This window comes from Microbispora triticiradicis (genome assembly GCF_005864065.1).
GTDB classification, from domain to species: Bacteria; Actinomycetota; Actinomycetes; order Streptosporangiales; family Streptosporangiaceae; genus Microbispora; species Microbispora triticiradicis.
Window position 1 is genome coordinate 346094 of record NZ_VANP01000004.1, and the last position, 14842, is coordinate 360935.

At 73.1% G+C, this 14842-nt stretch carries 8 protein-coding genes; 6 read left to right on the forward strand and 2 right to left on the reverse strand.

Annotated features, from left to right (window positions below):
• Nucleotides 1-7 precede the first annotated feature (7 nt).
• A complete protein-coding gene (locus FED44_RS12985; RefSeq protein ID WP_244301883.1) occupies nt 8-844 on the reverse strand; it encodes a hypothetical protein in 837 nt (278 codons plus the stop codon).
• An 833-nt stretch (nt 845-1677) separates the two neighbouring features.
• Between FED44_RS12985 and FED44_RS12990 the strand changes: the two genes are divergently transcribed.
• The 6 genes from FED44_RS12990 (at nt 1678) to FED44_RS13015 (ending at nt 12812) form a co-directional block, all read left to right on the forward strand.
• On the forward strand, nt 1678-4011 hold the full coding sequence (locus tag FED44_RS12990) for a beta-L-arabinofuranosidase domain-containing protein (protein ID WP_138460784.1): 2334 nt from the start codon (nt 1678-1680) through the stop codon (nt 4009-4011).
• 168 nt (nt 4012-4179) lie between these two features.
• A complete protein-coding gene (locus FED44_RS12995; RefSeq protein ID WP_138460785.1) occupies nt 4180-7521 on the forward strand; it encodes a BTAD domain-containing putative transcriptional regulator in 3342 nt (1113 codons plus the stop codon).
• 66 nt (nt 7522-7587) lie between these two features.
• Entirely contained in the window at nt 7588-8244 is a 657-nt protein-coding gene (locus FED44_RS13000) for a hemerythrin domain-containing protein (protein WP_111698696.1), read from the forward strand.
• A gap of 76 nt (nt 8245-8320) precedes the next feature.
• Nucleotides 8321-11659: a BTAD domain-containing putative transcriptional regulator gene (locus FED44_RS13005; protein WP_138460786.1), complete on the forward strand. Its 3339-nt coding sequence runs from the start codon at nt 8321-8323 to the stop codon at nt 11657-11659.
• Between the two features lie 53 nt (nt 11660-11712).
• Nucleotides 11713-12351, forward strand: a complete 639-nt coding sequence (locus FED44_RS13010; protein ID WP_244301884.1) for a hemerythrin domain-containing protein — start codon at nt 11713-11715, stop codon at nt 12349-12351.
• A 5-nt stretch (nt 12352-12356) separates the two neighbouring features.
• The gene (locus FED44_RS13015) at nt 12357-12812 is read left to right on the forward strand and encodes a nitroreductase/quinone reductase family protein (protein ID WP_138460787.1); all 456 of its coding nucleotides are present in this window, start codon (nt 12357-12359) and stop codon (nt 12810-12812) included.
• A gap of 131 nt (nt 12813-12943) precedes the next feature.
• Here the strand turns inward: FED44_RS13015 and FED44_RS13020 are convergent, their stop codons facing one another.
• A complete protein-coding gene (locus tag FED44_RS13020; RefSeq protein ID WP_244301885.1) occupies nt 12944-14782 on the reverse strand; it encodes an MFS transporter in 1839 nt (612 codons plus the stop codon).
• Between the last annotated feature and the right edge of the window lie 60 nt (nt 14783-14842).

Sequence of the window (14842 nt, forward strand, 5' to 3'; positions counted from 1 at the left end):
CGGAGGATCAGCCGGGTGGGAGGTTGCCGTTCTTGGCGACCGGCAGGGCCACCTGGTCGGCACCGAGGAGAGTGGCCTGCTCGGCCGGGAGACCGGCGAGGACGGGGTCGATGTGCCGCAGGCTCAGCGAGACCGAGGTGGGCAGCGCCGGGGTGATCGCGTCGAACTTCTCCAGGTCGATCCACCGCACGATGTCGAGCACCGCGCTCGGGATGCTGTCACCGGCCTTCTGCACGGGGACGCACAGCTGCCGGGCGTAGAGGATCTGCGCTTTGTGCGTGGGAATCTGCGACGTGAGGACGGGATTGAGCTGACGCAGGGACACCGTCTGGTTCAGCGCGGTGTTGGGGGTGATCCCGTAGCACTTGAGGTCGATGTAACGGACGAGCTGCAGCACGTCGGCGGGCGGGATCACGTTGTTCTTCACGACCGGCACGCACAACTGCTGCGGCGTGTTCATGGAGATCTGCGTGCGCGGCAGATTCTGGAACAGCGGATTGAGGTGGCTGAGCACGAGACCCGTGTTCACCGTGATGCCGGAGATCTTGTAGCAGGACAGGTCGATGTACTTGATGAAGTCGATCGCGGGCGACGGCGGCTCCTGCGTGTTCTTCGCGACCGGTACGCACAGTTGCTCACGCTGGCCCAGGGTGACGGTCTCGACCGGCAGGTTCATGAGCACGGGATTGAGGTGCCGCACCGTGAGCTGGACGCCCGGCGGCTGGTAGGCGCTGGTCCGGTAGCACTCGAGGTCGAGGTAGGCGGTCAGGCTCTTCGGCGTCGGCAGCGTGGCGGCGCCGGCGTGCGGCACGCTGAGGAACACCACGGCGAGCGCCGCGAGCACGATCGACGTGAAACGCCGGAACGTCGTTTTTCCGCGTCCAGGAATTCGGATTACGGCTCGGTCCACTGCGGCTCCAGAGATTGGGAGAGGAATTGTTGCTTGGAGTGTGTGCCGCCGTGACCGGTCTTACAATGTCGCCGAAGTCGCGCCGGAAATCCGGGCCGATGAACCGGGAACGCGGCATCTGCCGGTAGCACGCCGTTCAGCCGCCGTAAGACGGTTTGCGGCCCGATCAGCCGGAGACGCGGCCGTTCCAGGGTGATCCGCGCCCGGCCGGGAAATTCCGCAGGTGCCCGGCGAGGAACGGGAAATCACGCCGCCGAAATGCCGGTGAAAAGCACGCGGGGAAATGCCGGCCGCGATTCGTTTCGGCCCGCACAATCAGCGGCCGGGCCGCCCGGGCCGCCCGGGCGCGGAAAAGGATTGCCCGCCGAACGACCGCTCGTGAAACTTTCAGCGTCGCCCGGCTGCAACGGGGCCGGGGCACCTGGCAGGACATCTCGAAGCCGGCCGGACCGCACCCGGTGCGGAAAAGGGTTGCCCACCGGGCCTGGGCCAAACCGTGAAACTTTCAGCACCGCCCCGCCGCGACGAGGCGGAGACGCCCGGCAGGCGCTCCACGCCCGTCCGCGCCTGGTCCCGGGATTGACAGATCCTCACGGCGTCATGTTGGCTCCCAGCCACCACCACCAGAACCCGACAGAGGGGCTGTCCGGGCCTTTGTGTTAGCGCTAACACCTTCCTCCGCAGACCCTTGTGATCGATTCGCGGCGGTGGATGTGTCGCTCACCGAGAATCGCCGGCCGCCCCTCTCGTGACCTCCAGGAGGCCTCATGCCGTCCCCGTCGCTCAGCCGCCGGCAACTGCTGCAGGCGGCCGGTGTCGCCGTAGTCGCGTCCACCGCCGGCGGGGTCGCCGGCGCCTCGGCGGCGGCCGCCGCGGTCGCGCCGGCCCGGCCCGACATCGGCGTCTCGGCGTACCCCTTCGAGCTGGGCCAGGTGCGGCTGACGACGAGCCGCTGGCTGGACAACCAGAACCGCACGCTCTCCTATCTCAAGTTCGTCGACGTCAACCGGCTGCTGTACAACTTCCGGGCCAACCACAGGCTGTCCACCAACGGCGCCGCCTCCAACGGCGGGTGGGACGCCCCGTCGTTCCCGTTCCGCACCCACGTGCAGGGCCACTTCCTCACCGCGTGGGCCCAGGCGTACGCCGTGCTCGGCGACACCACCTGCCGGGACAAGGCCACCACAATGGTCGCCGAACTGGCCAAGTGCCAGGCGAACAACGGCGCCGCCGGGTTCAACACCGGATACCTGTCCGGCTTCCCCGAGTCGGACTTCACCGCCCTGGAAGCCCGCACGCTGAGCAACGGCAACGTCCCGTACTACTGCGTCCACAAGACGCTGACCGGACTGCTCGACGTGTGGCGCCTCATCGGCAGCACCCAGGCGCGCGACGTGCTGCTGGCGTTCGCCGGCTGGGTCGACTGGCGGACGAGCAGGCTGAGCAGCAGCCAGATGCAGAACATGCTGGGCACCGAGTTCGGCGGCATGAACGCGGTGCTGACCGACATCTACCAGCAGACGGGCGACGCGCGGTGGCTCACCGTCGCGCAGCGGTTCGACCACGCCGCCGTGTTCAACCCCCTGGCCTCGAACCAGGACCAGCTGAACGGCCTGCACGCCAACACCCAGGTGCCCAAGTGGATCGGCGCGGCCCGGGAGTACAAGGCCACCGGCACGACCCGCTACCGCGACATCGCCGTCAACGCCTGGAACATCACCGTCGGCGCGCACACCTACGCGATCGGCGGCAACAGCCAGGCCGAGCACTTCCGGGCGCCCAACGCGATCGCCGGTTATCTCACCAACGACACCTGCGAGCACTGCAACAGCGTCAACATGCTCAACCTGACCCGCGAGCTGTGGCTGCTCAACCCCGACCGGGTCGCGTACGCGGACTTCTACGAGCAGGCGCTGCTCAACCACGTCATCGGCGCGCAGAACCCGGGCGACAGCCACGGGCACGTCACCTACTTCACCCCGCTCAAGCCGGGCGGCCGCCGCGGGGTGGGCCCGGCGTGGGGCGGCGGCACGTGGAGCACCGACTACAACTCGTTCTGGTGCTGCCAGGGGACGGGGGTGGAGGTCAACACGAGGCTGATGGACTCCATCTACTTCTACAACGGCACCACGCTGACGGTGAACATGTTCATGCCGTCAACGCTGAACTGGACCCAGCGCGGCATCACGGTCACCCAGACGACGTCGTACCCCGCGAGCGACACCACGACGTTGCAGGTCACCGGCAGCATGAGCGGCTCGTGGTCGATGCGGATCCGCATCCCCGCCTGGACGTCGGGCGCCACGATCAGCGTGAACGGCACGCAGCAGAGCGTGGACACCACGCCCGGCACGTACGCCGTCGTCACCCGGTCGTGGACGTCCGGCGACACCGTCACGGTGCGCCTGCCCATGCGCGTGGTCATGAAGGCCGCCAACGACAACTCGAACGTCGCGGCGGTCACGTACGGTCCTGTCGTGCTGTCCGGCAACTACGGCAACACCTCGCTGACGGCGCTGCCCTCGCTGAACACCGGGTCGATCACCCGGACCAGCACCACGGCGCTCGCCTTCACCGCGACGGCCAACGGCTCGACGGTCAATCTGGGCCCGTTCTACGACGCGCACGGCTACAACTACACGGTCTACTGGAACACCAGCGGGCAGGGCAACGGCGGGACGGGAAGCTACCGGCTGGTCAACGCGGCCAGCGGCCTGGTCCTCGGCATCCAGAACATGTCCACGGCGGACGGCGGTCTCGCGCTGCAGTGGACCGACAACGGCACCGCGGACCACAACTGGGTGATGGTGACCGACGGCAACGCCGTGCGGTTCCGCAACGTCAACAGCGGCAAGGTGCTGGGCGTGGAGAACATGTCCACCACTGACGGCGCCCGCGTCCTGCAGTGGTCCGACAACGGCACCGCCGACCACCGGTGGACTCTGGTCGACAACGGCGACGGAACCTACAAGATCCGCAACGTGAACAGCGGCAAGCTGCTCGCCATCCAGAACAACTCCACCGCCAACGGCGCCCAGGCCGTCCAGGACTCCGACAACGGAACCGCCGACAACCGGTGGCGACTGGTGGCCAACAACTAGAACCCGACCGGCAGGCCGTTGCCGGGGCGTGCGGAACCCCCGGCAACGGCGGCCTGGTGGTCCAGTGGGCCGGCACCGGCGCGCGACCGGCTCCGGCAGTCCGGGCAGGACCCGCGGGGCCACCGGGACGCCACGATCAGGGCGCGGTGATCGTGGCACAATCCCGGCATGCCAGTCATGTTTCGGGTGCTCGGCCCGGTCGAGGCGTACGTCGACGGCGTTCCCGTCGACCTCGGCGGGCCGCGGCCCCGGCTGCTGATGGCGCGCCTGCTGATCGCGGGGGGCGCCACGGTGTCGGTGGACGCGATCCTCGACGACCTGTACGACGGCGCCCCTCCGCCGCGCGCCCTGAGCACTCTCCACAGTTACGTCTCCGTCCTGCGCCGGGTGCTGGAACCGGGGCGCGCGCCGCGCACCCCGTCGTCGGTCCTGATCAGCCGCCCGCCCGGGTACGCCCTCGGCCCGCACGAGGTGGACGCCGAGGAGTTCCTGCGGCTGGCCAGGGCCGGCGAGCCCGAACGCGCGCTCGCCCTCTGGCGCGGCACGCCGTACGAGGAGTTCGGCGACGTTCCCTGGCTCCGGCCGGAGATCGAGCGGCTGGCCGAGGCCCGCCTGGTGACCCGGGAGCGGCTGCTGGAAGGGCGGGTCGGCGACCCGCACGTGGTGGGCGAGCTGGAGGCCCTGGTGGCCGAGCATCCCCTCCGGGAGGGGCTGTGGGAGCTGCTCGCCCGCACGCTCTACGCGCTCGGACGGCAGGCGGACGCGCTGGAGGCGCTGCGTTCCGCCCGCACCCGGCTGGCCGGGGAACTCGGCCTCGATCCCGGCCCCGCGCTGCGGCGGCTGGAGGAGGCGATCCTCACCCAGGACCCCGCCCTGGACCGGGCCGCGACCCCTCCCCGGGCTCTGGTACGACCCGCCGCCCTACGGGCCGATTCGGTCCCTGGCGGCGGGCGCGCGGAGGGGTCTTCGCCGGAGCGGCGGGCCGTCGGCCGGGCGAGCCAGCTCGACCGGCTGACCGGCCTGGCGCACGACGTGGCCCGGGGGGCGACCCGGGGGCCGGCACTCGCGGTGATATCGGGCGAGGCCGGGATCGGCAAGACGTGGCTCGCGGAGGCGTTCGCGGAGCGGCTGGCCGCCGACGGCTGGCAGGACGCCTGGGGCCGGTGCCACGAGACGTCGGGCGCCCCCGCCCTGTGGCCCTGGCAGCAGGTCGTCCGGAACCTCGGCGAGCGGGTGCCGCCGCCGGCGGCGTGGGCCGCCTCCCTGCGGGTGCTGCTCGGCGGCTCCCCCGGCGGCTCCCCCGGCGGCTCCCCCGGCGGCCCTGTGGGCGGCTCCGCCGCACCGGACGGTCCCCCCGCCGAGGCGGGCGAGGCCCGGTTCCTGCTGCACCAGGCCACGGCGGCGTACCTGGAGACCGTCGCCGCCGGCCGCCCGCTCCTCGTCGTGATCGAGGACCTCCAGTGGGCCGACGCGGCCTCACTGGGCCTGCTGTCGGACCTCGCGCCGCTGCTGCGCGGCGCGATCGCGATCGTGGTCACCGTGCGCTCCGGCGAGGGCTCCCCCGCCGTGCACGACACGCTCGGCCTCCTCGGGCGGCACGACGCCCTCCGCCTCCCGCTGGCGGGGCTCGACCCCGCCGCCGTGGCGGAGCTGTCGGGCCTGCGCGACCCGGCGAGCGTCGCGGCGCTCGCCGAGCGCACCCGGGGCAACCCGCTGTTCGTCCGCGAGACCCTCCGCCTGGCCGAGGACCAGGGCCTCGAACGGGCGCTCACCGGAGTGCCCGAAGGGCTGGCCGACGTGCTGCGCCGCCGCCTGCTGAACCTGCCCGCCCCGTTCCGTCCCGCCGTCGACGCCGCGGCGGTGCTCGGCGCGGGCGCGGACCGGTCGCTGCTCGCCGAGGTCGCCGGGATGAGCGCCGGGACGGAGGTCGACGAGGCGCTCGACGCCGCGACCGCCATGCGCATCCTCGGCGAGGACCTGCGGTTCACCCACGACCTGGTCAGGGAGACGGTCTACGCCGACATCCCGCTCCGCGCGCGGGCCGCTCTGCATCTGGCCGCGCTGCGGGCGCTGGAGCGGCGGCCGGGGCCGGATCTCGCGCTGCTGGCCCGGCACGCGCTGGCGGCGGGTCCGGAGGCCGCGGCGGACGCGGTGCGATGGGCGTCGGCCACCGCGCGGCAGGCGGCCGGCCGGTACGCCTACGAGGACGCCGCGCAGTGGTGGCGCCGGGCGGTCGAGGCGCACGGGACGCTTCCCGGCGCCGACCCGCGCGAGCACGTCGAACTGCTGCTGGAGCTGGTCCGGGCGCAGCTCGCCGCCGGTGACGGCTTCGCGGCCCGGCAGACCCGGGCGGAGGCGGTGCTCGCGGCCGACAGGTCGGGCGGCCCGCTGCTCGCCGCACGAGCGCTGACCAGCCTGGACGCCCCCGGGCTGTGGAAGTTCTACACCTACGGCGACGTCGAGCTGCACACGGTACGGCGGATCGAGGAGGCCCTCACCGCGCTGCCGGAGGAGGACTCCGAGCTGCGCTGCCGTCTGCTCGGCTGCCTGGGAATGGAACGTTACGACGGCTCCGCCGACCCCCGGTGCGACACCGCCACAGCCGAGGCGCTGGCGATGGCCCGCCGTCTGGCCGCCTCGGGGAAGGCCGGCGCGGGGCTGCTCGCCATCACCCTGAACGCCCGGTATCTGGGCGTCCAGCTCCCCGAGCACATGCCGGAGCTCGACGCGATCGGCGAGGAGCTCACCGGGCTCGGGCTGCCCGGGTTCGAGCTGCTCGGCCACATGATCAGGGAGCGGACCCGGATGGAGCTGTTCGACGTGGCGGGCGCCGACCGGGCAGCCGAGCGGGCGAGCGTGCTGGTGGAGCGGCTCGATCTCCCCTGGCCCCGGTTCCAGCACCTCATCTGGACCGGCACCCGGCGTCTGCTCGACGGCGACTTCGAGGGCGCGGCGAACACGTACGCCGCGGCGGCCGAGGCCGGTGAACGGCTCAACCTGTGGCACACCGCCACCGCGCTCTCCACGGCGCTGTTCATCCGGCACCTCACGATGCGGGACCTCGACGGCGCCGAGGAACTGATGGAGCAGTACTCTCCCTTCCCCGCGCACCGGCAGATCGCCGGCGTGCTCGTCGGCGGCTGGCGGGGCGACCGCGGGCCGGCCCTGGCGGCTCGCAAGCAGGGCTGGCGCCCGCTGCCGCGCGACTTCGGCGAACTGCCCGGCCTGTGCCTACTGGGCGAGGCCCAGATCGTGGCGGGCGACCACGACGCGTGCGCGCACACCTACCGCAGGCTCCTGCCGTACGAGGACAGGATCGCCTTCGGTGCGGGGACGTTCTGCGCCGGGCCGGTCGGCTACTTTCTGGGGCGGCTCGCCCACCTCGGCCAGGCGGCCGGCCCGGAGGCCGCGCGGGCACACCTGGAGACCGCCGCGGAGCGCTGCGCGGCGGGCGGGCTGAGCTGGTGGGCCGCCAAGATCACCAGCGAGCGCGACGCCGTACCAGGGTGACTGCCGAGAAGCGGGCCACAAGTGGACGTTGAGCCGCGATAAAGACGCCTCGCGCATGGTGGGGTCATGACAACACCGAAGACACCGACGCAGACCCGGCGCCGCCAGGGTGAGCCGGCCCCCGACCTCGTCGCCTTCCTCCTCTTCCATGCCGGGCTGCGGCGCGAGTTCGCCAGGCTTGCCGATGCCCTCGACCGCTGCGACCCCCGCGACGAGCGGCGCCGCGCGGTCGCCGACGAGCACCTCGCGCTGCTGCTGCGCGTCCTGCACCACCACCACACCGAGGAGGACGAGGCGATCTGGCCGCTCCTGCGGGGCCTGGTCCCGGAGGCCGCGCCCGTGCTCGACCGGCTGGAGGCCGACCACCAGGAGATGGACGCCGTGATCGGACGCCTGTCGGCCGGCGGACGGCCGGCCCGCGAGGTCACCACCGACCTGCGCGCGCTGGACCGGCTCCTGAACACCCACCTCGACCTGGAGGAGGCCGAGGCCGTGCCGCTGATCAGGGAACACGTCAGCGCGGCCTGGTGGGAGGAGTCCGCCAAGAAGGTCATCAAGAGCCACGGCCGCGACCTGCCGATGCTCGCCGCCTGGCTTCTCGACACGGCGACGCCCGCCGACCGCGACCACATCCTCACCACCGCTCCGGCCGTCATGCGGATCCTCTACCGCCTCTCCTGGCGCCGTGCCTACGAGCGCCGGATGTCCCAGGTGTACGGCTGACGAGTGTCCGCCGGACCCGAACCGGCGCCGGCGGAGACTGGGCCGGGCGTGGGAACGGTCCTATGCTCTCCTGACGATGGTGCGCTTATGGGTGCTCGGCCGGTTCCGGGCCGAGGTCGAAGGACGTCCGGTCGATCTGGGGCCGCCGCTCCAGCGAGCGGTGATCGCGAGGCTGGTCTGCGCCGGCGGGCACGTGGTGTCGACGGACCGGTTCATCGAGGACCTGTGGCAGGGCCAGCCCCCGCCGAAGGCTCTGGGGGCGTTGCAGGTGTACGTCTCCAACCTCCGCCGGCTCCTCGAACCGGGCCGGGCGCCGCGCACCCCGGCGGGCGTCCTGGTGACCGCCCCGCCCGGCTACCTGCTGCAACTCGACGCCGGCGCCGTCGACGCGTGGCGGTTCCCGGCGCTGGTCGACGCGGCGGCGGACCTGCTCGGCCGGGGCGAGCCCGGCGAGGCGCTGCGCGCGACCGACGAGGCCCTGTCCCTGTGGAAGGGGCCCGCCTTCGCCGAGTTCGCCGACCAGGACTGGGCGGTCCCCGAGGCGTCGCGGCTGGAGGAGCTGAGGATCACGGCCGTGGAGTACCGCGCGGAGGCGGGGCTGGCGCTCGGCAGGCACGCGGAGATCGCGCCCGAACTGGAGCGCCACGTCGTCGCCAACCCGTTGCGGGAGAACGCGGTGCGGCTGCTGGCCCTCGCCTACTACCGCTCGGGGCGGCAGGCCGACGCGCTGGCGGCGTTGCGCCGCACCCGGAACCTGCTCGCCGAGGAGCTGGGCGTCGACCCGGGCCCGGCCCTGAAGACGCTCGAAGCGGACATCCTCGCGCACAGCGACACCCTCGGCGCGTCAGTGGCCGCCGCCGCGCTCGTCGTTCCCGCCCGCGCGGCGGCCGGCGCGCCGCCCGCCCCTGCCGCTCCACCACCCGCCCGGATGATCGGCCGTACGGCGGAGCTCGCCCGGCTGGTCTCCGCCGCGGAACAGGCCGCGCGCGGGTTCCGGGTGGCCTGGCTCGGCGGCGATCCCGGCGCGGGCAAGAGCACGCTGGCCGACGCCCTGCTCCGCCACGCGGGCGACGAGGGCCTGCGCACCGCGGTCGGCCGGTGCCCCGAGACGCTCGGCGGCGTGCCGCCCGCGTGGGCCTGGAGCGAGATCCTGCGCGGCCTGTTCGCCGCGCATCCCCCGGCCCCCGGCGTCGAGGCGCGGCTCGCTCCGCTGCTGCGGGAGGGCTTCTCCGGCCCCGGCCAGTTCTGGCTGGCGCAGGCCGTGGGCGACTATCTGGAGAGCGTGCCGGGGCCGCTGCTGCTCGTGCTGGAGGACGTGCATCGCGCCGACGACGCGACGCTGGAGATCCTGCGGCACCTGGCGGCCAGGCTGGCGCGGACCCCGATCCTGGTGGTCCTGACGCTCCGCCCCGCCGAGGCGGGCGACGACCTGGTCGCGGCGCGGGCCGCCCTGGCCGTGCGGACGGCCGAGAACGTGACCCTCCAGGGGCTCGGCGAGGACGACGTCCGGCGGCTGCTGGCGGACCGCTCGGGTGTGGAGGTGAACGCCGCGGTCGCCCGCACGGTCGCCGAACGGACCGGCGGCAATCCGCTGTTCGTGGCCGAGACCGCCCGGCTGCTCGCGACCGAGGGGGCGTCGGCGGCCCGGTCGCTGCCGCCCGGGGTGCGCGACCTCATCCGCAGGCGGGTCGCCCGCCTCCCCGCGACGGCCCGCACGGCCCTGCGCAACGCCGCCCTGATGGGCCGGGACGCGGACGTCGACGTGCTGGTCGCCGTCCAGGACGCCGACGAGGAGACCGTGCTCGACGGCCTCGAGGCGGGGGTGCTCGCCGGGCTGCTCACCGAGCCGGGTCCCGGCACGGTCCGCTTCACGCACGTCCTCGTCCGCGAGACGCTGTACGAGGACATCCCCCGGCTGCGCCGTACGCGGCTGCACGCGAGGGTCCTCGCCGCGCTGGAGCGGCTGCGCCCCGGTGACGTCGGCGCGCTCGGGTACCACGCGCTGGCCGCCGCCACGGCGGCCACCGCCCGCGAGGCGGCGCGGTACGCGCGCCGAGCGGCCGAGCAGGCGTCCGCCGTGTACGCCCACAGGGAGGCCGCCACCCTGCTGGAGGGCGCCCTCGACGCCCTGGACCTCGCCCGGGGCGGGGCGGCCGAGCCCGCGGACGACGTCCGGCTCGACCTGCTGTGCCGCCTGGTCTCCGCCCAGGCGAGCGCGGGCGACGTCATCCGGGCGACGGCCACCCGCGGACGCGCCCTGGCGGTGGCAAGGCGGCTCGGCGACCTCGGGGCCCTCGCCCGCGCGGCGACCGCGCTCGACGCTCCCATGATCTGGCAGAACGACCCGGTGCTCGACGTCGACGTCGTGGAGGCGATCCACGCCTGCCTGCCCACCGCGACGGGTGAGCTGCGGTGCCGGCTGCTCGCGGCCCTGGCGCAGGAGATGGGCGGCCACGACGAGGAGGTCGTCGACAGGGCGAGCGCCGAGGCCGTCGAGATCGCCCGCGGCATCGGCGACCCCCGCCTGCTGTGCCTGGCGCTCGGCGCTCGCTACTGGTCGCTCTTCGTGCCGGGGCGCCGCGACGAGCTGGAGCCGCTCGGGCACGAGTTGCTGGAGGTCTCCGCCCGCGCCGGGCTGCTCGGCTACCAGACGGTCGGCCACCACGCGCTGTGCATGGTCGCGCTCGGGCGCAACGACTGGGCCACGGCCGAGTGGCACACCGGGCGGGCGGTGGAGTACTCCACCAGCGGCCAGCTGGGCCTGGTCCTGGCCACCATCGCGTTCCTCGACGCCCTCCGCCTGCTGGTCAAGGGGGAGTTCGAGCAGGCCGAGTCGGCCTACACGATCCTGTCCGACCGGATGGGCGAGGCGGGGGGAGCCAACGCGGCCGTCTTCGGCAGCCTGGCCCGCTTCGCCGTACGCCTCGCCTGCGGCCGGGCGCACGAGTCGGTGGCCGAGCTCGCCGCCGCCCGCGACCAGATTCCCGGAGAGGTCGACGAGTTCTACGTCAGCGCGCTGCTGGCCGCCGGGCGCCTGGAGGAGGCCCGGGCCGCCTGGCCGGTGGACCGGCCGCCCACCCGCTGGGTCTATCACACGATCAACATGGCGCTCCGCGCCGGCACCGCGATGGCCCTCGGCGCCCGGGAGGTGGCCGGGGAGTGCCACCGCCTTCTCCTCCCGTTCCGGGAGGAGATGATCGGCCTGCACACCGTGGCCATCACACTCGGCCCCGGCGGGCTCGTGCTCGGGCGGCTGGCGGAGTTCCTGGGCGACCCCGCCGAGGCGGCCGGGCACTACGCCACGGCCGCCGGGGTCGCGGAACGACTGGGGTCGCCGCACTGGCGCGAGGAGGCGCTGCGGGCGCTCGGCACGCTGAGGCCGAACCCGCCAAGTGGCCGCCAAACCACCGTTTAGCGGCCGGGGCCACCGTGGTTCCGCGACAGATTCGGACATCACGGAGGTTCACCTTGGACACCCCCGATCTCACCGGGATCCGCATCATCCACCGCGCCATGCGCGGCGACCTGCACCGGCTCCGCACCGTGGCCGAGGACCTCGACGCGGGACGCCGGCGGGCGGACGCCGCCCGCGCCACGGCCCTCGCCCGCTACGCGGAGGACGTCTGCGCGGCGATCCACCATCACCACAGCAGGGAGGACGAGATCGTCTGGCCGGTCATCGAACGGTCGGCGGGCGCCGCCGTGGACCTCACCGACCTGTCCGACGACCACTCCGAGCTCGACCCGCTGCTCGAACGGGTCCGCGTGGCGGCGCGGGCCTTCGCCGGCACCGGGGGCGCCGGGGGCGCCACCGAGCTGGCGGCCGCGCTCCGGACGCTCTCCGACCTCGTCGACGAGCACATCGAGGAGGAGGAGCGGAGGATCTTCCCGGTGATCGAGAAGTACGTCGCGGCGGCCGACTGGAAGGCGATGGAGAAGTCGCTCAGGGGCGGCGACCCGCGTTTCGAGCTCGCCTGGGCCGACCGGTACGCGACCCCGGACGAGATGGCGCACATTCGCCGGCTCGCCGGGCCGGTCCTCAGTCTGCTGCTGATCCTGGTGCGCCCCGGCCAACGGCGCCGTCAGCGGCTCGTCTTCGGGAGCTGAGCGCGATGGCCAGGCGATCCCGCCTGTTCAACAGGGTCATCCGGGGCATCTGCGACTGGCAGGTACGCACCTACCGCCGGACCGGCGGGCGCAGGCCCGCCACGATGCGCGGCATCCCCGTCCTGCTCCTCACGACCCGGGGCCGCAGAACCGGCCTGCTCCGCACGCGGCCGGTCGGGTACGGCAGGGACGGCCGCCGATTCGTCGTGATCGCCTCGAACGGCGGCGACGACGCGACTCCCGCCTGGTGGCTCAACCTCCGCGACGACCCCGTGGCCGAGCTGGAGGTGGGCGGGCTCAGCGTGGTCAAGGTCCGCGCGAGCGAGGCCGTCGGCGAGGAGTACGACCGCCTCTGGCGGATGATGAGCCGGCGCCACCCCGTCTACCTCAGGTATGTGGAGATGACCCGGCGCCGTATCCCGGTCGTGGTGCTCGAACCGTTCGACGCTCCGCCGCCGTGATCTCCACGGAGGCGGGATCCGCCCGGCGGATGCCACGAGCGAGCCGGAAGGGCGCGCCCGGGGGCGGAGCGGGAGACAGGACGGGCCGGGCGCGGGGGCGTGCCCGGCCCCCGCGCGGCCCCGCACACGCGTCAGGGCCGGGGCCCCCGCGCGTCCGGGGCCGCCGCCCGGCGGGCGTCGAACTCCTCGTCCGGGACCACCAGCTCGTTGCCGGCCAGCCCGGCCTCGCCGGAGACGGCGGCCAGCTCCGAGCCGAGCGTCTCGTGCGCGGCGGCCTGGTGGCCGCGGCCGAGCCGGTCGGTCAGCAGCGACGACAGCGCGGCCACCAGGCACGCGGCCACGGCGAACCAGAAGGCGATGACCAGGCCCTGGTGGAAGGGGCCCGCGATGAGGTGCGGGAAGAACTCCTTGCCGGTCAGGTGGGCGCCGCCGTCGGGCAGCCGGTTCAGGACGCCGCCGAGGAGCTCGCGGAACGGGTTGTAGCCGAGGAACGCCGCGAACAGCACGGCGATGGGCGGCAACTGCGCGATGCCCTCGGCCTGCGCCGCCGGCACGCCCTGGGCGACGAGCTCGTCGTGCATCGTGTGCGGCAGCGACTGCGCCAGACCGGCGATCATCAGGCTGAAGAAGACGCCGATCGACAGCACCATCGAGGAGTTCTGGAAGGTCGCGGTCATGCCCGCGCCGACGCCGCGCGACTCCGCCGGGACCGCGTTCATGATCTCCGCCCGGTTGGGCGAGGAGAACAGGCCGGAGCCCACCCCGTTGATGAGGATCAGCAGCGCGAACACGCCGTAGCCGAAGTCGGTCGGCAGGGTCATCAGCGCGTAGAAGCTCGCCGCCGTCACCAGCGCGCCGCCCACGGTGAACATGCGCGGGCCGAACCGGTCCGACAGCCAGCCGGAGACCGGCGCCGACAGCAGGAAGCCCACGGTCAGCGGGATCATGTAGATGCCCGCCCACAGGGGCGTCTCCTCGAAGCTGTAGCCGTGCAGCGGCAGCCAGATGCCCTGCAGCCAGATGATCAGCATGAACTGCAGGCCGCCGCGTCCGAGCGCCGTGAGCAGGCTGGCGATGTTGCCCGCGAGGAACGCGCGCTGCCGGAACAGCGCGAGCCGGAACAGCGGCTCGGCCACCCTGGTCTCGATCCAGGCGAACAGCGCGAGCAGCAGCACGCCTCCGGCGAGCGCGGCGATCACCCACGGGTTGCCCCAGCCCATCACACCGGTCCCGTACGGCTGGATGCCGTAGGTGATGCCGACCAGCAGCGAGATCAGGCCGACGGCGAAGGTCGCGTTGCCCCACCAGTCCATCCGCGCCCGGCGCCGCACCCCGTTGTCACGCAGTTTCAGGTACGCCCAGACCGTGCCGAACACCCCGAACGGCACGGAGACCAGGAAGATCGCCTTCCAGTTGACCGGCGCGAGGACACCCCCGACGACCAGGCCGAGAAAGGAGCCAGCGATGGCGGCGATGGAGTTGATGCCGAGCGCGGTGCCGCGCTGGCGGACGGGGAAGGCGTCGGTCAGGATCGCCGTCGAGTTGGCGAACAGCAGCGCGCCGCCGACGCCCTGCACGATTCGCCAGCCGATGAGCCACATGGCCCCGGCGTCGCCGTCCATCCAGGTCAGCGACAGCATGATCGAGCACAGGCTGAAGACCGCGAAACCCAGGTTGTACATGCGGACCCGGCCGAACATGTCGCCCAGGCGGCCGAACATCACGACCAGGACGGCCGTGACGACCATGAAGCCCATCATCATCCACAGCAGGTAACCCGTGTTGCCGGGGTCGAGCGGGTTGAGGTGGATGCCCCGGAAGACGTCCGGGAGGGCGATCAGGACGATGGACTGGTTGATCGTCACCATCAGGACGCCGAGGGTGGTGTTGGACAGCGCGATCCACCTGTACCGCGAGGACGACGCCGGCTGCTGCGGCGCCCCCGCCCGGGACTGGTTCGCTACGGCCACGGACTGGTTCCCCTCCTCGTGTTCCCGCGCGCGCACGGCGGAACAGTTAGTTAGAGGAAC